27 protein-coding genes and 3 tRNA genes are annotated in these 23,464 nt (G+C 58.7%); 14 read left to right on the forward strand and 16 right to left on the reverse strand.

Features of this window, described 5'->3' with window-relative positions; genetic code table 11:
* Positions 1-187 precede the first annotated feature (187 nt).
* The gene (locus I3J13_RS09470; protein ID WP_196378656.1) at positions 188-1,396 is read left to right on the forward strand and encodes a UbiH/UbiF family hydroxylase; all 1,209 of its coding nucleotides are present in this window, start codon (positions 188-190) and stop codon (positions 1,394-1,396) included.
* Here I3J13_RS09470 and I3J13_RS09475 read toward each other — a convergent pair.
* Together I3J13_RS09475 and I3J13_RS09480 are read right to left on the reverse strand one after the other, a co-directional pair.
* Positions 1,380-2,318 carry an AEC family transporter gene (locus tag I3J13_RS09475; RefSeq protein ID WP_196378657.1) on the reverse strand — a complete coding sequence of 313 codons (939 nt, stop codon included), beginning with the start codon at positions 2,316-2,318 and terminating at the stop codon, positions 1,380-1,382. The genes I3J13_RS09470 and I3J13_RS09475 overlap by 17 nt on opposite strands.
* A 34-nt stretch (positions 2,319-2,352) precedes the next feature.
* Positions 2,353-3,099, reverse strand: a complete 747-nt coding sequence (locus tag I3J13_RS09480; protein ID WP_003523449.1) for a cytochrome c biogenesis CcdA family protein — start codon at positions 3,097-3,099, stop codon at positions 2,353-2,355.
* A gap of 282 nt (positions 3,100-3,381) precedes the next feature.
* Here I3J13_RS09480 and I3J13_RS09485 point away from each other — a divergent pair.
* Positions 3,382-3,457 (forward strand) — tRNA-Lys (locus tag I3J13_RS09485).
* A 290-nt stretch (positions 3,458-3,747) separates the two neighbouring features.
* Here the strand turns inward: I3J13_RS09485 and I3J13_RS09490 are convergent.
* Positions 3,748-4,167, reverse strand: coding sequence for a hypothetical protein (locus I3J13_RS09490; protein WP_196378658.1), 420 nt, complete (start codon positions 4,165-4,167; stop codon positions 3,748-3,750).
* A 53-nt stretch (positions 4,168-4,220) separates the two neighbouring features.
* Between I3J13_RS09490 and I3J13_RS09495 the strand changes: the two genes are divergently transcribed.
* Positions 4,221-4,987, forward strand: a protein-coding gene (locus I3J13_RS09495; protein WP_196378659.1) for an IS5 family transposase whose coding sequence is annotated in 2 segments (ribosomal slippage) — positions 4,221-4,728 and positions 4,728-4,987 — 768 coding nt in all. Because the reading frame shifts where the segments join, the coding sequence is not laid out codon by codon here.
* Positions 4,988-5,012: 25 nt separating this feature from the next.
* On the opposite strand, the gene I3J13_RS09500 is transcribed toward I3J13_RS09495, so the two are convergent.
* Together I3J13_RS09500 and I3J13_RS09505 are read right to left on the reverse strand one after the other, a co-directional pair.
* Positions 5,013-6,287, reverse strand: coding sequence for a YcbK family protein (locus I3J13_RS09500; protein WP_196378660.1), 1,275 nt, complete (start codon positions 6,285-6,287; stop codon positions 5,013-5,015).
* A gap of 156 nt (positions 6,288-6,443) precedes the next feature.
* Positions 6,444-6,884: a VOC family protein gene (locus I3J13_RS09505; RefSeq protein WP_065655178.1), complete on the reverse strand. Its 441-nt coding sequence runs from the start codon at positions 6,882-6,884 to the stop codon at positions 6,444-6,446.
* A gap of 192 nt (positions 6,885-7,076) precedes the next feature.
* On the opposite strand from I3J13_RS09505, the gene I3J13_RS09510 reads away from it, so the two are divergent.
* Both I3J13_RS09510 and I3J13_RS09515 read left to right on the forward strand, forming a co-directional pair.
* Complete coding sequence (locus I3J13_RS09510) at positions 7,077-7,655, forward strand: cold-shock protein (protein ID WP_004442353.1); 579 nt, start codon at positions 7,077-7,079, stop codon at positions 7,653-7,655.
* A complete protein-coding gene (locus tag I3J13_RS09515; protein WP_196378661.1) occupies positions 7,655-8,137 on the forward strand; it encodes a DUF192 domain-containing protein in 483 nt (160 codons plus the stop codon). Before I3J13_RS09510 ends, I3J13_RS09515 begins: the two co-directional genes overlap by 1 nt.
* Positions 8,138-8,197: 60 nt before the next feature.
* On the opposite strand, the gene I3J13_RS09520 is transcribed toward I3J13_RS09515, so the two are convergent.
* Positions 8,198-8,446, reverse strand: coding sequence for a BON domain-containing protein (locus I3J13_RS09520; RefSeq protein WP_003522642.1), 249 nt, complete (start codon positions 8,444-8,446; stop codon positions 8,198-8,200).
* Positions 8,447-8,659: 213 nt separating this feature from the next.
* Between I3J13_RS09520 and I3J13_RS09525 the strand changes: the two genes are divergently transcribed.
* A complete protein-coding gene (locus I3J13_RS09525) occupies positions 8,660-8,929 on the forward strand; it encodes a DUF982 domain-containing protein (RefSeq protein WP_003522644.1) in 270 nt (89 codons plus the stop codon).
* A 213-nt stretch (positions 8,930-9,142) separates the two neighbouring features.
* Entirely contained in the window at positions 9,143-10,285 is a 1,143-nt protein-coding gene (locus I3J13_RS09530) for a ceramide glucosyltransferase (protein WP_196378783.1), read from the forward strand.
* A 53-nt stretch (positions 10,286-10,338) separates the two neighbouring features.
* Here I3J13_RS09530 and I3J13_RS09535 read toward each other — a convergent pair.
* Positions 10,339-10,415 (reverse strand) — tRNA-Pro (locus tag I3J13_RS09535).
* Positions 10,416-10,681: 266 nt separating this feature from the next.
* Here I3J13_RS09535 and I3J13_RS09540 point away from each other — a divergent pair.
* The 3 genes from I3J13_RS09540 to I3J13_RS09550 all read left to right on the forward strand — a co-directional run bounded on the left by I3J13_RS09540 (position 10,682) and on the right by I3J13_RS09550 (position 12,235).
* Positions 10,682-10,987, forward strand: coding sequence for an ETC complex I subunit (locus I3J13_RS09540; protein WP_003507982.1), 306 nt, complete (start codon positions 10,682-10,684; stop codon positions 10,985-10,987).
* A gap of 48 nt (positions 10,988-11,035) precedes the next feature.
* Positions 11,036-11,112, forward strand: a tRNA-Arg gene (locus I3J13_RS09545).
* 238 nt (positions 11,113-11,350) lie between these two features.
* A complete protein-coding gene (locus I3J13_RS09550) occupies positions 11,351-12,235 on the forward strand; it encodes a hypothetical protein (protein WP_196378662.1) in 885 nt (294 codons plus the stop codon).
* A 303-nt stretch (positions 12,236-12,538) separates the two neighbouring features.
* Here the strand turns inward: I3J13_RS09550 and I3J13_RS09555 are convergent, their stop codons facing one another.
* Entirely contained in the window at positions 12,539-12,688 is a 150-nt protein-coding gene (locus tag I3J13_RS09555; protein ID WP_112952646.1) for a hypothetical protein, read from the reverse strand.
* 237 nt (positions 12,689-12,925) lie between these two features.
* On the opposite strand from I3J13_RS09555, the gene I3J13_RS09560 reads away from it, so the two are divergent.
* The 3 genes from I3J13_RS09560 to I3J13_RS09570 are packed head-to-tail and all read left to right on the forward strand — an operon-like array spanning position 12,926 to position 16,159.
* A complete protein-coding gene (locus tag I3J13_RS09560; protein ID WP_196378663.1) occupies positions 12,926-14,227 on the forward strand; it encodes an efflux RND transporter periplasmic adaptor subunit in 1,302 nt (433 codons plus the stop codon).
* Positions 14,228-14,241: 14 nt separating this feature from the next.
* Positions 14,242-14,961: an ABC transporter ATP-binding protein gene (locus tag I3J13_RS09565; protein ID WP_020809904.1), complete on the forward strand. Its 720-nt coding sequence runs from the start codon at positions 14,242-14,244 to the stop codon at positions 14,959-14,961.
* Positions 14,951-16,159: an ABC transporter permease gene (locus I3J13_RS09570; RefSeq protein ID WP_196378664.1), complete on the forward strand. Its 1,209-nt coding sequence runs from the start codon at positions 14,951-14,953 to the stop codon at positions 16,157-16,159. Before I3J13_RS09565 ends, I3J13_RS09570 begins: the two co-directional genes overlap by 11 nt.
* 66 nt (positions 16,160-16,225) lie before the next feature.
* Here I3J13_RS09570 and I3J13_RS09575 read toward each other — a convergent pair whose 3' ends face one another.
* Together I3J13_RS09575 and I3J13_RS09580 are read right to left on the reverse strand one after the other, a co-directional pair.
* Positions 16,226-16,753, reverse strand: coding sequence for a DUF6714 family protein (locus I3J13_RS09575; protein ID WP_236000866.1), 528 nt, complete (start codon positions 16,751-16,753; stop codon positions 16,226-16,228).
* The gene (locus I3J13_RS09580; protein ID WP_020809907.1) at positions 16,722-16,955 is read right to left on the reverse strand and encodes a hypothetical protein; all 234 of its coding nucleotides are present in this window, start codon (positions 16,953-16,955) and stop codon (positions 16,722-16,724) included. The genes I3J13_RS09575 and I3J13_RS09580 overlap by 32 nt, the downstream gene beginning before the upstream one ends.
* Positions 16,956-17,130: 175 nt before the next feature.
* On the opposite strand from I3J13_RS09580, the gene I3J13_RS09585 reads away from it, so the two are divergent.
* A complete protein-coding gene (locus tag I3J13_RS09585) occupies positions 17,131-17,406 on the forward strand; it encodes a hypothetical protein (protein ID WP_196378665.1) in 276 nt (91 codons plus the stop codon).
* A 217-nt stretch (positions 17,407-17,623) separates the two neighbouring features.
* Here the strand turns inward: I3J13_RS09585 and sufA are convergent, their stop codons facing one another.
* The 6 genes from sufA to sufB form a co-directional block, all read right to left on the reverse strand.
* Positions 17,624-18,013, reverse strand: coding sequence for a Fe-S cluster assembly scaffold SufA (sufA, locus tag I3J13_RS09590; protein ID WP_196378666.1), 390 nt, complete (start codon positions 18,011-18,013; stop codon positions 17,624-17,626).
* Between the two features lie 106 nt (positions 18,014-18,119).
* Positions 18,120-18,503 (reverse strand): SUF system Fe-S cluster assembly protein, encoded by a 384-nt coding sequence (locus tag I3J13_RS09595; RefSeq protein WP_003522655.1) that lies wholly within the window; start codon positions 18,501-18,503, stop codon positions 18,120-18,122.
* A gap of 36 nt (positions 18,504-18,539) precedes the next feature.
* Complete coding sequence (locus I3J13_RS09600; RefSeq protein ID WP_080834821.1) at positions 18,540-19,790, reverse strand: cysteine desulfurase; 1,251 nt, start codon at positions 19,788-19,790, stop codon at positions 18,540-18,542.
* The gene (sufD, locus tag I3J13_RS09605; RefSeq protein ID WP_196378667.1) at positions 19,783-21,054 is read right to left on the reverse strand and encodes a Fe-S cluster assembly protein SufD; all 1,272 of its coding nucleotides are present in this window, start codon (positions 21,052-21,054) and stop codon (positions 19,783-19,785) included. Before sufD ends, I3J13_RS09600 begins: the two co-directional genes overlap by 8 nt.
* Before the next feature lie 24 nt (positions 21,055-21,078).
* Entirely contained in the window at positions 21,079-21,834 is a 756-nt protein-coding gene (sufC, locus tag I3J13_RS09610) for a Fe-S cluster assembly ATPase SufC (protein WP_003522658.1), read from the reverse strand.
* A gap of 72 nt (positions 21,835-21,906) precedes the next feature.
* Positions 21,907-23,376, reverse strand: a complete 1,470-nt coding sequence (sufB, locus tag I3J13_RS09615; protein WP_020809911.1) for a Fe-S cluster assembly protein SufB — start codon at positions 23,374-23,376, stop codon at positions 21,907-21,909.
* Between the last annotated feature and the right edge of the window lie 88 nt (positions 23,377-23,464).

The following is a 23,464-nucleotide window of genomic DNA, read 5'->3' on the forward strand; positions in this document are numbered from 1 at the left end:
TTTCATCCGCCTGTTCATTCCGGTATGCGGCCATTCACCACGCTTTGCAACCGGCTCAATCCGCTTATCCTAAGACTAATATCGCGGCACAACCAACGAATCTTCGCAACCGGATGTTCCGGGACCGAAGTGGATTTACCCGACCAAAGCCTTTATGATGCTTTGGAAATAACAACGGATCAGGACCATGAGACACTTCGATATCGCCATCACCGGTGCGGGACTTGCGGGCCAGATCGCGGCAATCGCGCTGGCGCGGGCTGGCCGCCACGTGGCGCTCATTGCACCTTCCAGCGACAGGAAGGACCAGCGCACCACGGCGCTGATGGACCAGTCCATCCGCTTCATGGACCGTCTCGGCCTGTGGTCGCGCATCGCGCCTTCGGCCGCACGCCTTTCCACCATGCAGATCATCGACGGCACCGACCGCCTGCTGCGTGCACCCACCGTGCAGTTCCGTTCCTCCGAAATCGGGCTGGATGCCTTTGGCTGGAACATCCCCAACGAGGCTTTGCTCGGCGTTCTGAGCGAAGCGGTCGGGCAGGAACACAATATTACCCGCCTCGACACGTCCGCCGAGACAATCGACATCGGCAACGACCGCGTGACGGTAACGCTTGCGAATGGCGAAACGCTCTCCGCCGATTTCCTCATCGGTGCGGATGGCCGCAAATCCATGGTGCGGGATGCTGCCGGCATCGGCGTCAAATCCTGGTCCTATCCGCAGACGGCCATTGTTTTGAACTTCGGCCATAGCCGGTCGCATGGTAATGTCTCGACGGAATTCCACACACCCACCGGCCCTTTCACCCAGGTTCCCCTGCCTGGCAACCGCTCCAGCCTCGTCTGGGTCGTCACCCCGCAACAGGCGGAGGAATTGACGGCGCTGCCGCTGGAAGCGCTTAGCCTCCGGGTCGAGGAGCGCATGCAATCCATGCTGGGAGCCGTCACCGTCGAGGACAGTGTGCAGGCATGGCCGCTCTCTTCCATGACGGCGCATCGCTTCGGCAAGGGCCGCGTCGCCCTGATCGGCGAGGCCGCACATGGTTTTCCGCCCATCGGCGCGCAGGGGCTGAACCTCAGCCTGCGCGACATCATCGCGCTGACGGAATTGCTGAGCGCGGTCTCCGACCGGCCGATTGCGGCCGACGCCGGCAGCAGCTTCGACCGCCGGCGGCGGGCGGATGTCTATAGCCGCACGCTGAGCGTCGATCTTCTGAACCGCTCCCTGCTTTCCGATCTCCTGCCGGTGCAGATGGCGCGCGCGGCGGGCCTGCACGTGCTTTCCGGCATCGGCACGCTTAGAAGCATGGTCATGCGCGAAGGCATCGAACCCGGTCGTGGGCTGAAGGCCCTGCCCTCGCTGCTGTTCGGCAGCTTCAAAAAGGCTGGATGAAATACACCACGCCCGTCAGCGTGAGGACCGACAGCACCGTCGAGATCAGGATCGTTGCCGACGCCCGCTCCTGCCAGACGTGATATTGCTGGCCGATGACGAAAACATTCGTCGCGGTCGGCAGCGCGGCCAAAAGCACGGCCGAATAGATCCACACCGGCTCGAACCGCCCGAGCGACGAGAGCACGAGATAAGCGGCAAGCGGATGCAGGATCAGCTTTGCCGGCACGATATAGCTGATTTCCACCGGCACCCGTTTCATCGGCCGAAGCGCCAGCGTCACGCCCATGGCAAACAATGCGCAGGGCGCCGCCGATTGCGCCAGATAATCCACCAGCCGCTGCACCGCTTCCGGCGGCTGCCATGACAGCGAGGCGGCGAGAAAACCGGCGATGACGGAGACGATGAAGGGATGGGTGATGACCTTGCGCGCCACATCCAGCGCAAGTCTTGCCGGGGAGCGCTTGTCGCCGCCCGCAACCGCCATCATCGCCGGTGCGACGATGAAGTGGGCGGCATTTTCCAGACAGACGATCAGCGCCACCGGCACCGCCGCCTTTTCGCCAAGCGCCAGAAGCGCAAGGCCCGGCCCCATATAGCCGATATTGCCGTAGCTTGCCGCGAAACTCTGGATCGTGGTTTCGGCAAGGCTGTTTTTCCGCACGAACCGGCCGATCAGGAACACAGCAAAGAAAATGCCATAGGTGCAGGCGAGACTGGCCGCGACGAAATCCATCCGCGCCAATTCCTCCACCGGCGTTTTCGACACCAGCTTGAAAAACAGCGCCGGAAGCGCCGCATAGATGATGAAGGTGTTCAGCCAGCCCATCGCCTCGACCGGCTGCTTCGTGATGCGCGCCGCCCCGTAGCCGATGAAGATCAGGCCGAAAAACGGTAACAGCAATCCGACGATATCCGTCACTATGTTTCCCCCGCAAGCAACTCCAGCGGGAGGCTTAGCCGATTTGCATCAGGATCGGAAAGGTCTCCTGGAACCAGATCGCCACATTGGTGATAAAACCGGACATGAAAGCGAGACCGGTCAGCACCAGCAACACGCCGAGCAGCTTTTCCACGAGGCCGAGATGGCGGCGGAAGCGGACGAGGAAACGCATGAAGGAGCCGGAAAACGCCGCCGCGATCCAGAACGGCACCGCAAGGCCAAGAGAATAGACCGCAAGCAACGCCGCACCGTCGCCAACCGTATCGCGCGCGGCGGCGACGCCGAGAATAGCCCCCAGAACCGGGCCAATGCAGGGCGTCCAGCCGAAGGCGAAGGCAAGACCCATGACATAGGCTCCGGACAGCGTGGCAGGCTTGCCCGCCCCCTGAAACCGCGCCTCGCGCGAAAATAGGCCGATGCGGAACACGCCGAGGAAATTCAGACCCATCAGAATGATGATGAAACCGCCGATCTTGGCGAGAATATCGAGATTCTGGCGCAGAAGCGTGCCGATCGTCGAGGCGCCGGCCCCCAGCGCCACGAAGACCGTGGCGAAACCGAGCGTGAAGAAGAAGGCCGAAAACAGCACGGCCCTGCGAATCTCCGGCCGCGGCGCGGTATCTTCCGTCCTGAACTGCTCGACCGAAACACCCGCCATATAACAGAGATAAGGCGGCACCAACGGCAGAACGCAGGGCGACAGAAACGAAAGAGCGCCGGCCAGAAGCGCGCTGAACAGGGAAATATCGGCAATCGACAAGAAAGAACTCCGCATTCCGCAAAGCCGCCGCGATTCTCGAGCTTCGCCGGCACTTCACGCTTCATTTTCGTGCATGTCATTGCTGCAAAAGGATTTCACCCGTTCGGCCGACATGTCTGAAGCCGGTTTTATCCCCAGCCGCCCCCTCTCTCCAATCACCTTTTCGGGGGTGCGACAAAAAAAACCGGATTGATTGTCGAAACCGCTTTTTTTGGGTTGACCGAACGGATCGCTCTACCTATGTTCCGCGCACTTCCGAAGGGCAGCCAAGCCCCGACACGGGAGAGCGTAGCTCAGCCGGTAGAGCAACTGACTTTTAATCAGTAGGTCCAGGGTTCGAATCCCTGCGCTCTCACCACCTTCAGATACAATTTTCTGATATTTCGCAAAGAGTTAGCGCCGAAGGTGGCCGAACTCCGGCGGTAATGGAAAAGATTCGGCCGCAGTCTCCGAGCGCAAAATAACGATATCCACCGCAAGCCCGGGTTTTAGAACAGCCGGCGCGATAAGGATCACCGGCTCGGCGGCAACGACACGGCATGACCGGGCAATCGTTTCAATCGCTCGAGATAGTTCCTCAGGCTGAAGTCTCGGCCCCGGAAATCATGGGGATTTAGGTCGTGAACCCATAAACGGGCGGCGAGGCGATCATGAGCGGTCTGCCTCTAAGTACCAAATAAAGCACATGCGGTCGCGGATGTTGCCACCGGTAGCTTCGTGAGCTGCAAAAGGGGCGGGAAATGCTTTTCGCCCTTCTTCGATAAAGTCGTAACGAAGGCCGATATCAACCATTTGCTGTCGTGCGGCTCTTGCAGATCGTGCGACGCGCTCGGCCCACGTTAAGCCGTCTGGCTCGCCCACCAACGCATTTACTTCTATCCAATAACATTCGCAGGTGCCTTCCGGCATCAGGAATTGCAGTTGCCCGCCAACATTGAGAAGGCCCAATTTCTTGGCTTCATCAATCACCAGAGGTATTGTTTCAGGTTGCCAACCCCACTCATTGCCGCTGCGGCAAGCAGCAGATCGCAGCGTGTCTGGGAGCAGCATCTCAGGGTCGTCTTTCATGCGGCAAGGCTATACGTCTTCCATAATGGGTCAACCTCTGATTCAGTGTCGGCATGAGCCGATACGATTTGACTGACCCCGAGTGGCGTGCGATTAAGCCGTTGTTACCCAACAAGCCGCGAGGCGTGCCGCGTGTTGATGACCGCCGCGTCCTGAACGGTATTTTCTGGGTTCTGCGATCAGGTGCTCCTTGGCGTGATGTGCCACAGCGATATGGCCCCTACACCACCTGCTACAATCGCTTCCGACGCTGGATAAAAGCCGGAATCTGGGACGGGTTGTTGGAGGCCATCACCAGCGCATCGCATGATCGAATCACGATGATCGATGGCACTTCAATTCGCGCTCATCATTCAGCGGCAACATTGAGGGCGGATCATCCAGATCGCTGCCTTGGAAGAAGTCGAGGCGGCCTCACAACTAAAATCCATGCTTTAACCGATGGAAAAGGCTTGCCAATCAAGATTGCCGTTACACCTGGCAATGCCCATGACCTAACGGCAGCGAGCGAACTACTCGATAATCTTCCGTCGGGGGCGATGCTTCTTGCGGACAAAGCCATGATGCCGACTGGCTACGCTCAAGGTTGAGCGCGGAACGCTCATGGGCAAACATTCCGCCAAAATCTAACCGAAAGGAGCCAATCGTCTTCAGTCCTTGGCTCTACAAAAAGCGCAATCTCATTGAGCGGTTCTTTAACAAGCTCAAATACTACAGAAGGGTTGCAACCCGATACGACAAGCTGGGAATGACGTTTCTCGCCATGACGAAGCTAGCTTGCATTCGCGTTGTGCTCCGTCATAACGAGTCCACGGCCTAGTATTCCCGTAAATCCAATCAGGAAATCATTTGCGCGCAGCAGTACGGCGGCAGCGCCAGTTCCAGTCTCTTGGCTCACCCGTGTCCATATGGACCGATTCGGTGTGGCAATAGGTGCCGACACCGCCGCGTTCCGGCAGGGAACGCAGATAGGTGGCAAGCTCCCATTTGGAGACGCCCTTGATCTGGATGTCGGCGGCATCGCAGGTATAGTGCTTTGAGCCCTGCCTTATGCCCTTCGGCGGACGATAGCCCGAGGTGACGATCGCCGGGCTGTTGTAGTGGCGCTCCACATCCTTGATCATCCGCACCAGTTCCGGCTTGAAACAGCCGACTTCGACACGGTCCGTCTGCAGGAAAAGCCCGTTCGGGGCGACGCGGGTGAGACCGGAGAGCGAGGCTAGCTTCATCAGACCGGTCGGCTGGTCATCCTCTTCATCGAGATGGGCGTCGTCGAATTCGTCGGACATCATTGAGCGGCCGGAAAGGGCAATGCCCATCGTCCCGTCCGAAACGCCGGGCAATGCCGCGACCTGCGTATTGCCGGCCGTGCCGCTTTCAATCATTTTCGGCAGGCGCTTTTTGGCCGCACCGGCGAAAAATGCCGCAAGCGTCACGCCCTTACCCTCGCTTTCCTGCCCCTCGCCCGCCGCCCTGGCGTCCTTGGCTGGTTGCGCGGCAACGGCCGCGAGCTGTTCCGATGCCGACTGCGGCACGGGTACGGATGTCGGCTGACGATTTTCGCTGTGCTGTTCCGCCGGCGCCTGTGCGGCTGGCGGGACCTGAGCCGGCGCTGTCACCGGTTGCGGCTGCGCCGCCTGCACCGGCGCCGAATAGACGCTGCTGACGGCGGGAACGATTTTCTGGGAAGAAGCGCCCGCAGCAGTGGCCATGCCCGGCGCCCCTGCGGCACCGGCGGGCGCTGCTGCTGCGGATGCGGTGGAATAAATGCTTGTCGTCCCTGCGGAGATCGCCGTTGGCTGCGTCGTCAATCCGCCGATATCGGGGGCGGCGCCATAGGCCTGCGCCGGGCCGCCCGATGCCTGCGGCTGGGCTGGTGCGGCCGCTCCGGCCGCCGACGCCACGGCCGGATCCACATAATGTCCCTGTTGCGCGCCGGCCGCAGCAGTTGAAGCGGCGGTCTGCGGCTTCTGTTGTGCGGAAATTTCCGGCTTTTTGGTCGCCGCCGCCATCTCGTCGTCGGTCACCGCCGAAACGCATCCGGAAAGCCCGAGCAGCGAAACCGCGATGACGAGACGCTGACGGACCAGACGTCCTTTCGCGCTCTCGACAGTTGTCATGGGTGGCCTCCGTATCTTGCATTTCCAACAGCAGCACGGGAACGGGCGCGTGTGCTTCCCCAAAACGGGACTGGCCGTTTCGATTCGCGGACTATGCCTCATCCCCTCGGAACAAGGCAAGAGCACCCGAAAACGCCGCTGCTCACCGGAAAATCCCTACCAGGAACCGGTATTCTGCATAGATATCCACGGTTCGGCTGGTGCGAGGCTTTCGCCCTTCTGCAGAATTTCGAAGGAAATACCATCCGGCGAGCGCACGAAGGCCATGTGTCCGTCACGCGGGGGCCGGTTGATGACGATGCCGTTCTGCTGAAGCCGGGCGCAGAAATCGTAGATATTGTCGACCTCGTAAGCCAGATGGCCGAAGTTGCGGCCGCCGGTATAATCCTCGGTATCCCAATTATAGGTGAGTTCGAGGCACGGCGCCTTGTTTTCCTTCGCCGCAGCAATGTCATCACGCGCCGCAAGAAACACCAGAGTGAATCGGCCTTTTTCGTTCTCGATTCGGCGTATTTCCTCAAGACCCAGCAGGTCGCTATAGAATTTCAGTGATTCGCCAAGGTCTTTGACGCGAACCATTGTGTGCAGATACCGCATTTTCTTCCTCTCCATTACACGGGTCCGGAGCCGTTAAACGCATGATGGCAAGCCCCGGACAAGGACGGCGACATAAAAGCAGCTGCGTAAATCAAAAACTAGGGCTTGCGTGAAACCGTTACCAAGATGTTAATCTGGCGCACAGGAATCAGTTGACCGGTGTATGGCGCGTAATCGAGGGGTTGGCAGGATATGGCTGATAGGATGTCATCGAAAACGATAGTCGATGTCGAGGACCTTTCGGGCGATGCCGTGGACCTGACCGAAATTACCGGCGTCGTGAAGTGGTTCGATGTCGCCAAGGGTTTCGGCTTTATCGTCCCCGACAACGGCACGCAGGATGTGCTGCTGCACGTCTCCTGCCTGCGCCGCGACGGTTACCAAACAATTCTTGAAGGCACGCGCATCGTCGCCCTCATCCAGCGGCGCGACCGCGGTTTCCAGGCATTCCGCATCCTGTCCATGGACCAGTCGACCGCCGTTCACCCCTCGCAACTGCCGCCGGTGCGCACCCATGTGCAGGTAACGCCTTCGAGCGGGCTTGAGCGCGCCATCGTCAAGTGGTTCAACCGCACCAAGGGTTTCGGCTTCCTGACGCGCGGCGAAGGAACGGAAGATATTTTCGTGCATATGGAAACCCTGCGCCGTTTCGGCCTGACGGAGCTTCGCCCCGGCCAGGTGGTTCTGGTGCGTTATGGCGATGGCGACAAGGGCCTGATGGCGGCGGAAATCCACCCCGACAATCCGGTTTCCATCGGGATGTCGCATTGATGTCCGCCCTGCCCCATATGGTGAAAAGCGCCGTTATGGCGCTTCTTTTTTTCACGCTGGCCGCCGCTGCCCAGGCTCAGCAACAGCAGACTTTCACCTCCGAACCGCTGCAGATTGAAACCGCCGGGGGAAAGAACCACGATTTCACCGCCGAACTGGCGCTGAACAACGCCCAGCGCGAACAGGGCCTGATGTTCCGCAAGAACATGCCGCTTGAAAACGGCATGCTGTTCGATTTCGGTGAGCCGCGTGACGTCGCCATGTGGATGCGGAATACGCTTATTCCGCTCGACATGCTTTTCATTGGCCGTGACGGCCACATTACCCATATTCACGAAAACGCGGTTCCGCATTCGGAAGCGATCATCAGCTCCCGCGGGCCAGTAAAATTTGTGCTTGAACTGAATGGCGGCACTGCGAAGCGCTATGGCATCAAGCCGGGCGATATGGTTCGCAGCGCGCAAATCGGCAACCGGAAATGACGTTGCCGCGTTATTGCGTCTGAATGAGCCGGACGAGCTTTCGCCCGGCTGGCGCAATATTCAGTAGACCGGCTCGATATGGCTCAGAATCCGGCAATTGGAAATGGAAGCGGCAAGGTTGATGGCGATGTCGATCGCCTCTACCGAATCGGCCGTGCCTTCCAGATAGATCACATCATTTTCGACAGTTGCCGAAATGCGCGACTTCTCGAGACCCGATTCGAAGGCCAGAGCCGACGTGATTGCCTGGCATACGCCGGCCATGCGGTCTCCGAAGAAGCTTTCCTGAATGCCTGACAAATTGAACATATGCGTTCTCCTTCTTATGGACATAACAACGCCCCGAGGGCGGTTTTGTTCATCTCCGGTTCATCTATTTGTTCATCTTCCATTCATCTTGGAAAATTGGAACCCCCTGATCGATCACATTTTAGGTGATCGGGAACCATTTCGTGAGGCGGGCATTTCGCGCATGGGAGAATGAAAGACCTTCAAGGCAGGTAAAACAGGGAGGAGAATGACATGCTGATTAACAGAACGGAGCCGTGTCACCACGCCTCGTGGATGAAGCCGGTGGCGATCCACCTGCCGCTGTGCGTCGCCGTGGAAATCTACAGCCCGCTGGTGGCGCTGGACATGCTGATGTATCGTTGGCCCGAGGAACACGGGCCGGAATATGAAGAGGCGCGCAGGAACTGCCTCGATGCCATCGCTGGCAGATGCGACATCGAGAAAGCACGGGAATCGTTTCTCATCGCAAGCAGTCATGCCCATATCCTGAACGTCCACTAAAATTCATCGACCGTCATGACGATTGGGCCCTTCTATGCGGAGGGCTTTTTCTTTTGCGCGTGGCTTCTGCGACGCTTCCATGCACGGCGCAGCCTGCACACCGGCCGATGATGACATGTAACTGTCACGCAAACGTTATAATCGGCAGAGACGAATTCCATGGAATCGATTGGCGCGCAGACCGCCAAAAGCTTGGGAGTGGAACTGGCCAGCATGGAAACTGTCTTTGCCCTTTGCGCAATTCTGCTCCTCGGCTTCAATCTTCTCGGCATCGTTCTGGCCGGCTGGCGACTGACGAGGCGGGACACGGAAAACGATCTCGTCCGGCAAAAGCCGCCTGTCTCGCTCGTGGTCCCGCTGCGTGGTGTGGAGAACTTCACGCCCCTGACGCTGTCGCGCGCCTTCGAACTCAACTGGCCCGATTATGAGTTGCTGTTCTGCGTCGCCGATGAATTCGATCCGGTGATCGAGGAAGTTCGCAAAGCGCAAGCCGCCTTCCCCTCGGTTTCCATGCAATTGCTCATTGGCGATGACCGCATCAGCGCCAATCCGAAACTGAACAATTGCGTCAAGGGCTGGCGGGCCGCCCGGCATGAATGGGTGATTCTGGCCGATTCGAACGTGTTGATGCCGAAATCCTATATTGCGACCATGATGTCGGCCTGGCGGCAGGATAGCGGGCTCGTCTGCTCGCCGCCGCTCGGCTCAAGGCCTGCGGGGTTCTGGGCGCATGTGGAATGCGCCTTCCTCAACGGCTCGCAGGGCCGCTGGCAATATGCGGCGGAAGCCATCGGCATGGGCTTCGCGCAGGGCAAGTCGATGTTGTGGAACAAGCCGTTTCTGGAAGACAATGGCGGCATTCGCGCGCTGGCCGCTGAAATCGCCGAAGACGCCGCCTCGACGAAGCTGGTGCGAAGTGCCGGCCGCAAGGTGCATCTGGTCTGCGCTCCCTTCGAACAGCCTCTCGGCCAGCGCCATGCCGGCGAGATCTGGTCGCGCCAGACCCGCTGGGCGCGGCTGCGACGCGTGACCTTCCCGCAATATTTCGCGCCGGAAATCCTCACCGGCGCGCTTCCCCCGCTTCTCTTCGCGCTCGCTGCCGCTGCGATGATGGATATAAACCTCGCCGCAACCGCCTTTGCCGTCCTCGCCCTCATGTACGTGCCGGAACTTGCGCTCGCGGCCCTCAACCGCTGGCCGATATCGCTCCATACGCTGCCGGCGATGATCGCCCGCGACATGATCATGCCCGTCGTCTGGGCGCGAAGCTGGATCGGCAGCGCGGTGGCATGGCGCGGCAATGTCATGACGATCGGCACGGCAGAGAGCACTCTGGCCGGTCCGTCCGCGGAATAAATCACTGCTATTTGGAAGAAGTTACGCCGGAAAGCTGATGTTCTGCTTTAAAATGGTCGGAGTGGAGAGATTCGAACTCCCGACCCTCTGGTCCCAAACCAGATGCGCTACCAGACTGCGCTACACTCCGCCGAGGCGATGGCTGGGGAATACACGGTTCACCCGCAGTCCGCAACAGGGAAATTCATCTTTGTTCAGCCACGGCCCCGATGAGCAAAACGTAACCTCGAAACGACGGCGCAGGATCGGACGGCAAGGGGATAATCGTCTTGACTCTCACCTGAAGTCAGTCCATTTCAAATTCAACGTTCCTGACACGATTTGGTTATTCTATTCAGGTACGTGATGAATAATTCGGGGCGTTTCGCCCCACTGTCCAACCGGAGCAGTTTCGACATGTCTGCGAAGATTTACCGCCCTGCAAAAACCGCCATGCAATCCGGCAAGGCGAAAACCAATGTCTGGGTTCTGGAATTCGACGCCGAGGTTCCGCGCAAGATCGATCCGATCATGGGCTACACCTCCAGTTCCGACATGAAGCAGCAGCTCAAGCTGACATTCGAGACACAGGAACAGGCCGAAGCCTATGCCCAGCGCAAGGGTATCGAATACCGCGTCATCCAGCCGAAGGAAGCAACCCGCAAGGTGGTTTCCTACACCGACAATTTCCGTTTCAACCGCACCCAGCCCTGGACGCACTGAAACGCGACGATCAAAGTTTTTGCCGGAGTATCGATTGCCCGGCATGACGGCCCCTTAGCTCAACTGGATAGAGCAACTGCCTTCTAAGCAGTAGGTCGCAGGTTCGAGTCCTGCAGGGGTCGCCATCTTTTCAAGCGCTTAGCTTGCTTTCACGATTCATGTGACACCAGCCACCACGTTTGGATGCAGTGGCGGAAAATTATTCCACGGTCGAGACATCCAGCACTCTTAGCCACCGCAATGAGTTTCCTAAGGGTCCGTTAATCGTAATGTTCTGAAAGACTTGTTTCATCGCTTAAAAAGCGCAATCCAGCCCGCAGGATCAGAGGGGTGGTTATGAACTTACGAAGCTGCAATGTAACGTTGAAACGTGCCAAGCGCCGCGCGCATCGCGCTTGGTTAAAACTTACTATTTTTTCTAGATCATTGATCTTATTGATAATAAAGTCTCTTTTTGCATCTTTCGTGCTCGGTGAACTGACGCCGGTAGCCACAGCATATTATGCGATGACTTTTGGTTTCCGAGTGCCTATTGAGGGTGTTCCGTACGTATCAGCAGCGATGGCGACGTTGGCATTTTTAGGATTTCTGTTAACGGGAGCGTGCATGTTCTCGTTTGTCGTTACATTGAGGCATACCAACTTCATAGTCAAATTTACGAACTACTTAATCGCAAAGCTAGCATGGCTACCTTCCGGTCTAACGGTTCCGCTGGAAAGTGTATTAAGCAGACGGCAAACTTGGGCAGTCCTTATTCTCTCCGTGACCGTTGTGACTTTATTGGAATTGTTGATTCTCTATCATTTCAACTTAAACGTCGGATCGAATTATGTGATCCTATTTTTAATTCTTATATTCGTGAACTTGCTCGCGATGATATCGCTGGCAGTCATCTCAAACTTGACATCCTTTTTTCAATTTCAGATTTGGCTATCAGCCGCTGTGATAGTTGCCTCGGCGACTTGTCTATTTAACACCGGTCTCTATGGGAGCTTTCTGAGGGTAATTCGATATGGTGGCGGCATAGAATACGAAGTTATAGTCGCCAAAGGTTCCACGCCAACTATGGTGAAGGGATACCTTTTGATTCAAAATGATCAGATGGTCATTATGATGAGCGAAGATAAATCACGCATCATTGAGATTCCCGTTCGCTTAATCGAGTCTAGAAGCGCCAGTCTATCTCCCCTCTGGCAGTTACCTGACAGCAAAATTAGTAGCCAATCACGCTATTTGGTTTTCCCGTAACCTTGGAACTCTTCTACTTGATTGAAGGATGGTGTTTGAGGCACTACACACAAATCATTTAAGGATCGGCCCGAACTTTGGTCCTTTTGCCCCCGTGCCACGACAATGGCGTGCCACTTTGTGGTAGAGGGCATTTGGTGACTTGTCATTCGCGATGATAAGATTCGGCTCCCCGCATTCCGCCTCGATCTCATGGGCAGCAGCGATTCCCGGCGACCGACAAGCGTCCATACAATGCCATGAAGCCGTCGTACTTATGCGGCCTTATGGGGAAACCGACGGTCGTCAACGACAACGCGGCCATTACCCGAACAACGTGAAATACCCCCACACCGCCACGAAAAACGCGATGACAGCCGCAATCGTCAAAGCCTTCCTGGCTTTCGGTCCCAGCGGTTCGCGTGGCTTCTTCGGCGGCACCGGTTTGCGGAACTTCACCACATTGTCGTTCATTCTATCTTCGTCCTGACTATCGCTGCTGAAAGCTCAGCCCCGTTTATGGCATCGATCTTCCAGGATTTATCTCTAGCAGACCAGAACTATCATAAATATTACCAAGTTTTCACTTCACCCTTGGGGCAAGCTATGTCACTTCCCACAATCAGAGGAATACAACGGCGACAGATGGACGGACAAACCGGAGAGCGGTGACAACCCTCTGTGGTATTTTGAACTTTGCGGGTGACGAGAATGAATGACGCCAATACGAGTGGCAGCGATACCGAAAACAGCCAGCCCGATCTGCGCGAGATTCTGGGAACGAACAGAAACGGCCGCAAGAAAAAGTCGCGTCGGTATCTTTATGCCGCAGCAGCCCTTGTGCTGATTGGCGGGGGCCTTGGTTATTATTACCAGTCACGTGCGGCAGGCGTTGCTTATAGCTACACTACGGAAGCTGCGCGTCAGGGCGATCTCTCGGTCATCGTCACCTCCACCGGCTCGGTTCAGCCGACGGATCAGGTCGATATATCGAGCGAACTGTCCGGCACCGTGCGCAAGGTCAACGTCACCTATAACAGCCCGGTCAAGGCCGGGGACGTATTGGCCGAACTGGATACCAACAAGCTCGAAGCCGATGTGCAGAGCGCCCGCGCCAAGCTTGCCTCCGCCAAGGCCAATGTGCTGAAGGCGCACGCCGATCTCGGCTCGGCCAAAACCTCCATGGAGCGCCTGAAATCGCTGGTGCAGAACCGGGTCTCCAGCCAGCAGGATCTGGACGCCGCGCAGTTCACCCATGATGCGGCTGCCGCGACGCTCGAAGTCAACGAGGCGACCGTGCTTTCGGCGGAAGCGGATCTAAGGCTCGCCGAGGTCAATCTCGGCAAGGCAAAGATCGTCTCGCCCATCGATGGCGTCATCCTCACCCGCAGCGTCGATCCCGGCGCCACCGTCGCCTCCTCGCTCAATGCCCCGGTGCTGTTCACCATAGCCGGCGATCTGCGCCACATGGAATTGCAGGTCTCGGTGGATGAGGCCGATGTCGGCAAGGTCGAGACCGGTCAGAAGGCCAATTTTAACGTCGATGCCTATCCCGACCGCAGCTTTCCGGCCGAGATCGAGACCGTGCGCTTCGCCTCCGAAACCGTATCCAACGTCGTGACCTACAAGGGCATATTGACCGTCGACAATGAGGAACTGCTGCTGCGCCCCGGCATGACGGCGACCGCCAATATCATCGTCGAAGAGATCAAGGATACGCTGCTGGTGCCGAATTCCGCGCTTCGTTATACGCCGCCGCGCGAATCCGCCTCCCGTGGCGGCGGGCTGATGAGCCTGTTCCGCCCGCCGCGCATGGGCCGCTCGCAGAACCGCGATGCCGGTCAGGCGGCTGCGGCCGGCAAAAGAACGGTCTGGGTGCTGCGCAACAACACGCCAGTCTCAGTCGCCATCGAAACCGGCTCCACCGACGGCCAGCATACCGTGGTAAAATCGGGCGATCTGAAAGCCGATGACCAGGTGATTACCGACGCCACGGCCCGCAACGCCGGCTGACGGAGGACAAGCCCATGCAACAGCCGCCGCTCATCGAATTCCGCGATGTCGTCAAGCAATATGGCCGCGGCGAAGCGACCATCCGCGCGCTCGATGGCGTCAGCCTCTCCATTCATGAGAAGGAATTCGTCGCCATCATGGGACCGTCGGGCTCCGGCAAATCCACCTCGATGAATATCATCGGCTGTCTGGATGTGCCGACATCAGGCGAATACCTGTTCCAGGGCGTGCCGACCAGCGGCTTCGACAATGAACATCTGACGCTGCTGCGCCGGCACATGCTGGGTTTCGTGTTTCAGGGCTTCAATCTGCTGTCGCGCACCTCGGCGGTGGAGAATGTCGAACTGCCGTTGATCTATCGCGGCATGAAGGCCTCGGAGCGGCGCGCGCGCGCCATGGAGGCGCTGGCGCAGGTGGGCCTGAAAGGCCGCGAGGACCACACCACGCAGGAGCTTTCCGGCGGCCAGCAGCAGCGCGTGGCCATTGCCCGCGCCATCGTCACCCGCCCCGCTTTGCTTCTGGCCGACGAGCCGACCGGCAATCTCGATACGAAGACCAGCATCGAAATCATGGAACTGATTACCGCGCTCAACCGCGACAGGGGTATAACGGTGGTCATGGTCACCCATGAAGAAGATATCGCCGCCCATGCCGGACGCCTCCTGCGTTTCGTCGACGGCCACCTCGCCTCCGACAGCGCGACGGACAAAAAGGAGACCGCCGATGTTCTTTGAAACGTCGCGTCTTGCGCTGCGCGCCATCAGCCGCAACCTCCTGCGCTCCTTCCTCACCGTGCTCGGCGTCGTCATCGGCGTGGCCGCCGTCATCGCCATGGTCACCATCGGCAACGGCACGACCGAACAGGTGAAATCGGAGCTTTCGCGGCTCGGCACCAACATGCTGTTCGTTCGCCCCGGCCAGTTCGGCCCCGGAAGGGCCAGCACCGAAGCCAAGCGCTTCGATGACCGCGATGTCGAGGCCATCCGCAACCAGATATCAGGCATCCGTGCCGTGGCACCGCAGAACCGCAGCTCCGCCGCAACCGTCATTTTCGGCGGCAAGAACCACCAGACAAGCGTGATCGGCACCACCAACGATTATCTGGTGGCACAGGACTGGACCATTGCGCTCGGGCGAGACTTCCAGCCCGCCGAAGATCGCGGCGGCCAGATCGGCTGCATCATCGGCGAAACGGTGCGGCAGGAACTGTTCGGCGCGGAAAACCCGGTGGGGCAGACGATCCGCGTCAGCAACATCTCCTGCCCCGTCATCGGTGTGCTGGGCAGGAAAGGCCAGTCAGGCCTCGGCGACGATCAGGACGACACGGTCATCATGCCGCTGAAAATCCATCAGCGACGCATCGGCGGTACCACCACCATTTCCTCGATCATGGTTTCTGCGCAGGACGGCGTTTCGACTGCCAAGGTACAGAGCGACCTGCAGAACCTGCTGCGCGAACGCCGCCGCATCGGCATCGGCCGAGAGGACGATTTCACCGTCAACGACATGACACAGATCGCCTCGGCCATGACCGGCACGACGACGCTGCTGACCGGGCTTTTGGGCGCAGTCGCCGCCGTCAGCCTGCTAGTTGGCGGTATCGGCATCATGAACATCATGCTGGTTTCGGTGACGGAACGCACCCGCGAGATCGGCATTCGCCTTGCCATCGGCGCACTGGAAAAACAGGTACTGACGCAGTTTCTGGTGGAAGCCGTCATGCTGTCGGCCTTTGGCGGCCTTGTCGGCATCCTCACCGGCCTCGGCCTTGCCTATGCCGTCGTCGGGTATCTCAACGTGCCCTTCGTCACCAGTCCGTCGATCATCTTCCTCGCCTTCGCCTTTTCGGCGGCCATCGGGGTGATTTTCGGCTATTTCCCGGCACGGCGGGCGGCGAGCCTGAGCCCGATAGAAGCCTTGCGGCATGAATGAAAGCCGGCGTTCAAACCGCAACCGGCTTATGTAACAACCTCTTCCCGAGGATTGACCCGATCCGCTTCAGTCGCTCACCGGGGAGCGTGCACTATCCACCCACTCTTCGAGCGCGCGCTCTATGTCGTCCTGATAGGACGGCAGGTTTTCCTTCTCACTGATGGCGCGGAGATACATTTCCACGGCATTCCGTTGCAAAGGGGTCAGCAAGGAAAACGTCTCCTGGCGTCCGCGCAAATAGGGTACGAATTCGTGCCTGTAGTCGCCATCGAGATCGGCGATCATATAGGCGGGCAGATGAAATCGCATTCCCTCAGCATCAAGGAAGGCGGGGCTGCCGGAATGTCTGTTGAGGTCCTTCAGCGGGATTGCGGCCCAATCATTCTTCTCATCGCCAGCACGACATGCGGCGCGAGCCTCATTGCTCGCATAGTCGTCAAGCGCCTGCGCCTCGGAGAGGCCGACGCCGCCACCCAGGGTAACACCCGTGAATGCCTCTCGCACCGCGGCTTTCGCATTCGCAATATTATCGGGTTGCGACCTCATCAAATCGTCTGCCTGTTCAATGATGGGCTCCCCCACTCCCGTCACCATGCACTGTCGGCCAGTCTCCACCCTCGGTCCGTTCGAGCGCGGGACTATTCAACGCGTCACCCCTGGATGCCGCAGATCCCTTTATCTCTTCCCAGTAAAACGCAAGGCAAACAATACCGGCAATCAGCGTCAGGCCAGCCACGACGCTGGCGACGATCAGCCCTATCGTCCAGATATCAATCGAGGCGCTACTGATGTCCATCCCGCTTCACTCCCCACGATCAATCCCGCCGGCGGTCCGAAACGCCTTCCAGCATGGGCGGCAGGCGGTTCCGCCCCTCCCGCCAAACCTCGCGGAATATCCGATATCCTTGCTGATCTTGCGTCGGGGCGTCAATCGGATAGGCTCGCCCTCAAGTTTACCGGATGGAGTTTGGATGTTCAAATCGGTATCGGATAGCGCCGCTGCCGCAGACGGCGGTTCGCTCGCCCTCTTCGTCGAACGGATTGACGGACAGACGGAGGTGTTTGTGATCAATCGTTCCCTCGCGTCACGCGGAACGCCCGACTATAACAAAGTCAGCTCGAGCCTTCGGCCGCTTGCCGAGGAGGATTGCGCAAGGATCGCGGCGGCTCTCGAGCCGCTGTTGATAACGACACCATCGATTCATCCGCTGGCGGATTTTATCGATACGCTGAAACAGCAGTCATAATCCTTCGAAAGCTGATTTGCGCGGGGCGCAGTCTGCGGAAAAAGAATCTGAAACCTCTCATCCGTCATCCTCGGGCTTGACCCGAGGATCTACAAACGTCTCAAGGGATTTGACGGGGATGGATCCTCGGGTCAAGCCCGAGGATGACGTCGCGTTTGTGGGAGCGCTGTCTGCATAAGAAAGGTCTGTCTCTCCATCACAGCGATAGCGTAACCAATCAAACGTTGGCCTCTGCCTCACGCTGCTTCGCCAGCGCCGCCAGATCGGCGGGCTTCAGCTCAACCGATTCACCGCAGCCGCAGGCGGATGTCTGGTTCGGATTATTAAAGGTGAAACCGGAGCGCATCTTGGTCACTTCGAAATCCATCTGGGTGCCGAGCAGATAAAGCACGGCGGAAGGCTGAACCCAGACCTTCGCCCCTTCGAATTCAACCAGATCGTCCTTCGCATCCGGTTCGGTCACAAGGTCGATGGTATATTCCATGCCCGCGCAGCCGCCCTTCTTGATGCCGACGCGCACGCCCTTGGCATCCGGTCCGGAATTTTCGACGATTGCTTTAACGCGCGAGGCAGCAGCCCCGGTCATGGTCATGATCGCAAAGCCCATGGGCTTAATTCTCCTTCGACAATCGAGTTCAAGGCTCGATGCTTATGGATTTCAATTTAAGTGCGCTCGACAGTGTCATCAAGGGATGACACCCGTCAAAATCACATCAATACCAGCCGACAGCGACCTGTGCTTCTTCCGACATGCGGTCCGGCGTCCATGGCGGATCGAACGTCATTTCGACCACGACACCGGAAACACCCTCGACGGCGCCCACGGCATTTTCCACCCAGCCCGGCATTTCACCGGCCACCGGGCAACCGGGCGCCGTCAGCGTCATGACGATCTTGACCATCCGGTCGTCTTCGATGTCGATCTTGTAGACGAGGCCGAGTTCGAAGATATCGGCCGGAATTTCCGGATCGTAGACGGTCTTCAGCGCCGCAATCACGTCGTCGCTGAGGCGTGCCAGCTCATCCGGCGGAATGGTCGAAACCTTTTCCTGAGCTTCGGTCGCATCCTGGGTCTTTGCAGTGGCTTCGGCAGTCATGGTCTTAAACCTCAATCCTGATCTCTTATTCCGATATCAGGCGAAAAATTTGCGCGCATATTCCAGCGCCTCAACAAGAGAGTCTACTTCGGCGCGGGTATTGTAAAGGCCGAACGATGCCCGGCATGTGGAGGTGACGCCGAAGCGTTTCAAGAGCGGCATGGCGCAATGGGTGCCCGCACGTACCGCAACGCCGCGCCGGTCGATCACCATCGAGACATCATGGGCGTGAATGCCCTCAAGCTCGAAGGAGAAGATGCCGCCCTTGTCAGGCGCATTGCCGATGATGCGCAGCGAATTGATCTCTCGCAGACGCTCGGCAGCGTAAGCGGCAAGATCGGCCTCATGCGCTGCAATCGCGGCGCGGCCGAGATTGTCCATGTAATCCAGCGCATAACCGAGACCGATGGCCTGCACGATGGGCGGCGTGCCGGCTTCGAAACGGTGCGGCGGCTCGTTATAGGTCACATTGTCTTCGGTAACGTCGAGGATCATCTCCCCGCCGCCCTGGAACGGCCGCATCTCGCGCAGCCGGTCGGCCTTGCCGTAAAGCACGCCGATGCCCGAGGGACCGTAAAGCTTGTGGCCGGTCATCACATACCAGTCGCAATCGATATCGCGCACATCGACCGGCATGTGAACCGCGCCCTGCGAACCATCGATCAACACCGGAATGCCACGCTCATGGGCGATGCGGCAGATTTCCTTGACCGGCACGATGGTGCCGAGCGCATTCGACATATGGGTGATGGCAACGAGCTTGGTGCGCTCCGTCAGGCTCTTTTCGAAAGCCTCGATATGAAACGCGCCGTCATCGTCCACAGGCACCCAGACGAGCTTCGCACCCTGCCGCTCACGAATGAAGTGCCACGGCACGATGTTGGAATGATGCTCCATGATCGAAATGACGATCTCGTCGCCCTCGCCGATCTTCGGCATGCCGTAACCGTAAGCGACCGTATTGATCGCTTCCGTTGAGGATTTGGTGAAGACGATTTCGTCCACCGAACCGGCATTCAGGAAACGACGCACCTTTTCGCGCGCCGCCTCATAGGCGTCGGTTGCGGCATTGGAGAGGAAATGCAGGCCGCGATGCACATTCGCATATTCATTGGCATAAGCATGCGAAACGGCGTCGATCACCACCTGCGGTTTTTGAGCGGACGCGCCGTTGTCGAGATAGACCAGCGGCTTGCCATAGACCTCACGCGACAGGATCGGGAAATCCTTCCGCACGGCTTCGATGTCATAAGGGGCCGCCAATGCGGCGCGTTCGCTCTCAGGCATGATGTTCCAGCCAGCCGGAGATGATCGTCTCCAGCGCCTCTACCAGATTTTCTTCTTCCAGTTCCTCGACGATCTCGGCGACGAAGGCGTTGACGAGCATCGCCCGCGCCTTTGCCCGCGGCACGCCGCGCGCCATCAGGTAATAGAGATGATTGTCGCTGATATCGGCAACCGTCGCGCCATGGCCGCACTGAACGTCATCGGCGAAGATTTCCAGTTCGGGCTTGGCCGAGAACTCGCCATCGTCGGACATCAGAAGCGTATTGCACGCCATCTTCGCATCGGTCTTCTGGGCATCGGGCGCTACCCGGATCATGCCCTGGAAAATGCCCTTGGCACGGTCGAACACCACGTTGCGGAATACTTCCGTCGAGGTCGTGTTCGGCACGTTGTGACCGAGAACCATCGTCACGTCGGTATGGGTTTCGCCGCCCAGAAGGTTAACGCCGCGAACGATGAGGTCAGTGCCCTCGCCTTCCACGTCCATGCGCAGTTCCTGCCGCACCAGCTTGCCGCCGGCATTGACAATGAACAGGCGAATCTTGGCGTCCGCGCCGATTTTCATGCGCAGCTGGCCAAGATGGATATCGGCCGCACCCTGTTGCTGCAGGATGATCCAGGTCACTTCCGCGCCATCCTCGACAACGATGTCGCTGACGGAGGAAACGAAAGCCGCATCCGAAGTCACCGAAAGGTGACGCTCGATGACGGTCGCCTTGGAGCCCTTGCCGAAACGGACCGGGAAGCGGCTGTGAACCTGGCCTGCGCCATGGACCGCCTGCAATTCGATCGGCTTCTCGATCTCGGCATCGGCCGGGATCTCGAGCACCAGGCCATCGCGCACGAAGCTGCCATTGATGCGGCCAATCGCGTCATCCTTGCTGGCTTCAGCAAGACCAGCGGCGGCGGAACCATCGAGCAGGCTTTCGGCAAAGCGCGAAACACGGACGTCCTCGATCTTGCCGATATCGGCCGTGCCATGCTGCAGATAGGCAACCAGCGAGCCGGCAACCGTCGGCGCCAGCTTCTCGATAACAGGCGCGGGCCGGTCTTCCGGAACGGCGCGCAGCAGGCTTTTCAGATCGGTATAGTGCCACGCCTCGATGCGTCGCGTCGGAAGACCGCCGGTCTTCAGATCGTCGAACAGCACGTCACGCGCGGCAACAACAGCACCGTCGCCCGGCAATTCGCTGAACTTGGCGGTGTAAGCGTCGACCAGCGCGGTTTCCGCTGGCGTCAGCCGGTTGGTAGCTTGAATGTTCATGGACATCACCTCCTGGCCTTTGACTTAGGCCGCTTCACCGATGATGTCGGCGTAACCGTTGTTTTCCAGTTCCAGCGCCAGAGCCTTGTCGCCCGAGCGGATGATCTTGCCCTTGTAGAGAACGTGAACGCTGTCAGGCACGATGTAGTCGAGCAGGCGCTGATAGTGGGTGATGACGACGGTGGCACGATCCGGCGACTTCAGCGCGTTGACGCCGTCAGCCACGATCTTCAGCGCGTCGATGTCGAGGCCGCTATCGGTTTCGTCGAGAACGCAGAGCTTCGGCTCCAAGAGCGCCATCTGCAGGATTTCGGCGCGCTTCTTCTCACCGCCGGAGAAGCCGACGTTCAGCGGACGCTTCAGCATCTCCATGTCGATCTTCAGATCGCCGGCGGCTTCCTTGACGCGACGGATGAAGTCCGGCGTCGTCAGTTCGGACTCGCCGCGCGCCTTGCGCTGCTCGTTCATCGCGACCTTCAGGAACTGCATGGTGGCGACGCCGGGAATTTCGACCGGATACTGGAAGGCAAGGAAGATGCCCTTGGCGGCGCGCTCGGCGGCGTCCAGTTCCAGAATGCTTTCGCCGTTGTAAAGAATGTCACCGGAGGTGACTTCATAATCTTCGCGGCCCGACAGGATGTAGGACAGCGTCGACTTGCCGGAACCGTTCGGGCCCATGATGGCGGCGACTTCACCAGCGGCAACCTTCAGGTTGAGACCCTTGATGATTTCGGTTTCGGTATCGGCGATCTTTGCGTGCAGGTCGATGATTTCAAGCATGGATGTATCCTAAGAATTGTGTGAGCGAAGGTGCGCGAACATCGCGCACTCAAATGCGTGTTTGGGTGACGATCAGCCGACCGAACCTTCCAGCGAAATGCCGATCAGCTTCTGCGCTTCCACGGCAAATTCCATCGGCAGCTCCTGAATGACTTCCTTCACGAAACCGTTGACGATCAGCGCGATCGCCGCTTCTTCGGGAATGCCGCGCTGCAGGCAATAGAACAGCTGGTCTTCGGAAATCTTCGACGTCGTCGCCTCGTGCTCGAAATGCGCAGAGGAGTTCTTCGCCTCGATATAGGGCACGGTATGCGCGCCGCACTTGTCGCCGATCAGAAGCGAGTCGCACTGCGTGAAGTTGCGCGTGTTGGTCGCCTTGCGGTGGGCCGAGACCTGGCCGCGATAGACGTTTTCCGAGAAACCGGCGGCGATGCCCTTGGCGATGATGCGGCTCGACGTGTTCTTGCCGAGATGGATCATCTTGGTGCCAGAGTCGATCTGCTGATGGCCATTGGAGACCGCGATCGAATAGAACTCGCCACGGCTGTCATCGCCGCGCAGGATGCAGGACGGGTATTTCCAGGTAATCGCCGAGCCGGTTTCCACCTGCGTCCACGAAATCTTCGAACGGTCGCCGCGGCAATCGCCGCGCTTGGTCACGAAGTTGTAGATGCCGCCCTTGCCTTCCTTGTCGCCCGGATACCAGTTCTGGACGGTGGAATATTTGATTTCGGCATCGTCGAGCGCCACAAGCTCGACCACGGCGGCGTGAAGCTGGTTCTCGTCGCGCTGCGGCGCCGTACAGCCTTCCAGATAGGAGACGTAAGCACCCTCTTCGGCGATGATCAGCGTGCGCTCGAACTGGCCGGTGTTCTTCTCGTTGATGCGGAAATAGGTGGAAAGCTCCATCGGGCACCGCACGCCCTTCGGCACGAAGACGAAGGAACCGTCGGTGAAGACGGCCGAGTTCAGCGTCGCGTAGAAATTGTCCGTCGTCGGAACGACAGAGCCGAGATATTTCTTCACCAGTTCCGGATGCTCGCGCACGGCTTCCGAAATCGACATGAAGATGACGCCGGCTTTCGCCAGTTCCGCCTTGAAGGTGGTGACGACCGAGACGCTGTCGAACACGGCATCCACGGCGACCGGGCGCTTTTCGACGCCGGCGAGGATTTCCTGTTCCTTCAGCGGAATGCCGAGCTTCTCATAGACCTTCAAAAGCTCCGGGTCGACTTCATCGAGCGACTTCGGGCCGGGCGCGGTCTTCGGCGCGGCATAATAATAGAGGTCGTTGAAGTCGATCTTGGGGTAGCTGACGCGCGCCCAGGTCGGCTCTTCCATCGTAAGCCAGCGCTTGTAAGCCTCAAGACGCCATTCCAGCATCCATTCCGGCTCCTGCTTCTTGGCCGAGATGAAACGGATCACCTCTTCCGAAAGGCCCTTCGGGGCCTTGTCGACTTCGATGTTTGTCTCGAAACCGTATTTATACTGGTCCACATCGATCTGGCGGACCTGATCGATCGTTTCCTGAACCGCTGCCATGTCGTTCTCCAATCTCGCCGGAGCCAAGGTCCGGTGGCTTGTCAACGTATCAAGGCGGAAAGCCGCCTTATCCATCTTCGGGCAATGT

Source organism: Agrobacterium leguminum, from assembly GCF_015704895.1.
Lineage (GTDB): Bacteria > Pseudomonadota > Alphaproteobacteria > Rhizobiales > Rhizobiaceae > Agrobacterium > Agrobacterium leguminum.

What these genes read in the sequence shown, in the direction of transcription:
- I3J13_RS09570 (WP_196378664.1), top strand. Translation starts at nt 14,951, where the DNA reads ATGTTCTTTGAAACGTCGCGTCTTGCGCTGCGCGCCATCAGCCGCAAC.
- I3J13_RS09565 (WP_020809904.1), top strand. Translation starts at nt 14,242, where the DNA reads ATGCAACAGCCGCCGCTCATCGAATTCCGCGATGTCGTCAAGCAATAT.
- I3J13_RS09500 (WP_196378660.1), bottom strand. Translation starts at nt 6,287, where the DNA reads ATGACAACTGTCGAGAGCGCGAAAGGACGTCTGGTCCGTCAGCGTCTC.
- I3J13_RS09580 (WP_020809907.1), bottom strand. Translation starts at nt 16,955, where the DNA reads ATGGACATCAGTAGCGCCTCGATTGATATCTGGACGATAGGGCTGATC.
- I3J13_RS09575 (WP_236000866.1), bottom strand. Translation starts at nt 16,753, where the DNA reads ATGGTGACGGGAGTGGGGGAGCCCATCATTGAACAGGCAGACGATTTG.
- sufC (WP_003522658.1), bottom strand. Translation starts at nt 21,834, where the DNA reads ATGCTTGAAATCATCGACCTGCACGCAAAGATCGCCGATACCGAAACC.
- I3J13_RS09510 (WP_004442353.1), top strand. Translation starts at nt 7,077, where the DNA reads ATGGCTGATAGGATGTCATCGAAAACGATAGTCGATGTCGAGGACCTT.
- I3J13_RS09600 (WP_080834821.1), bottom strand. Translation starts at nt 19,790, where the DNA reads ATGCCTGAGAGCGAACGCGCCGCATTGGCGGCCCCTTATGACATCGAA.
- I3J13_RS09525 (WP_003522644.1), top strand. Translation starts at nt 8,660, where the DNA reads ATGCTGATTAACAGAACGGAGCCGTGTCACCACGCCTCGTGGATGAAG.
- I3J13_RS09585 (WP_196378665.1), top strand. Translation starts at nt 17,131, where the DNA reads ATGTTCAAATCGGTATCGGATAGCGCCGCTGCCGCAGACGGCGGTTCG.
- I3J13_RS09595 (WP_003522655.1), bottom strand. Translation starts at nt 18,503, where the DNA reads ATGACTGCCGAAGCCACTGCAAAGACCCAGGATGCGACCGAAGCTCAG.
- I3J13_RS09560 (WP_196378663.1), top strand. Translation starts at nt 12,926, where the DNA reads ATGAATGACGCCAATACGAGTGGCAGCGATACCGAAAACAGCCAGCCC.
- I3J13_RS09470 (WP_196378656.1), top strand. Translation starts at nt 188, where the DNA reads ATGAGACACTTCGATATCGCCATCACCGGTGCGGGACTTGCGGGCCAG.
- sufB (WP_020809911.1), bottom strand. Translation starts at nt 23,376, where the DNA reads ATGGCAGCGGTTCAGGAAACGATCGATCAGGTCCGCCAGATCGATGTG.
- I3J13_RS09490 (WP_196378658.1), bottom strand. Translation starts at nt 4,167, where the DNA reads ATGAAAGACGACCCTGAGATGCTGCTCCCAGACACGCTGCGATCTGCT.
- I3J13_RS09555 (WP_112952646.1), bottom strand. Translation starts at nt 12,688, where the DNA reads ATGAACGACAATGTGGTGAAGTTCCGCAAACCGGTGCCGCCGAAGAAG.
- I3J13_RS09520 (WP_003522642.1), bottom strand. Translation starts at nt 8,446, where the DNA reads ATGTTCAATTTGTCAGGCATTCAGGAAAGCTTCTTCGGAGACCGCATG.
- I3J13_RS09540 (WP_003507982.1), top strand. Translation starts at nt 10,682, where the DNA reads ATGTCTGCGAAGATTTACCGCCCTGCAAAAACCGCCATGCAATCCGGC.
- I3J13_RS09515 (WP_196378661.1), top strand. Translation starts at nt 7,655, where the DNA reads ATGTCCGCCCTGCCCCATATGGTGAAAAGCGCCGTTATGGCGCTTCTT.
- I3J13_RS09530 (WP_196378783.1), top strand. Translation starts at nt 9,143, where the DNA reads ATGGAAACTGTCTTTGCCCTTTGCGCAATTCTGCTCCTCGGCTTCAAT.
- I3J13_RS09505 (WP_065655178.1), bottom strand. Translation starts at nt 6,884, where the DNA reads ATGCGGTATCTGCACACAATGGTTCGCGTCAAAGACCTTGGCGAATCA.
- sufD (WP_196378667.1), bottom strand. Translation starts at nt 21,054, where the DNA reads ATGAACATTCAAGCTACCAACCGGCTGACGCCAGCGGAAACCGCGCTG.
- sufA (WP_196378666.1), bottom strand. Translation starts at nt 18,013, where the DNA reads ATGGGCTTTGCGATCATGACCATGACCGGGGCTGCTGCCTCGCGCGTT.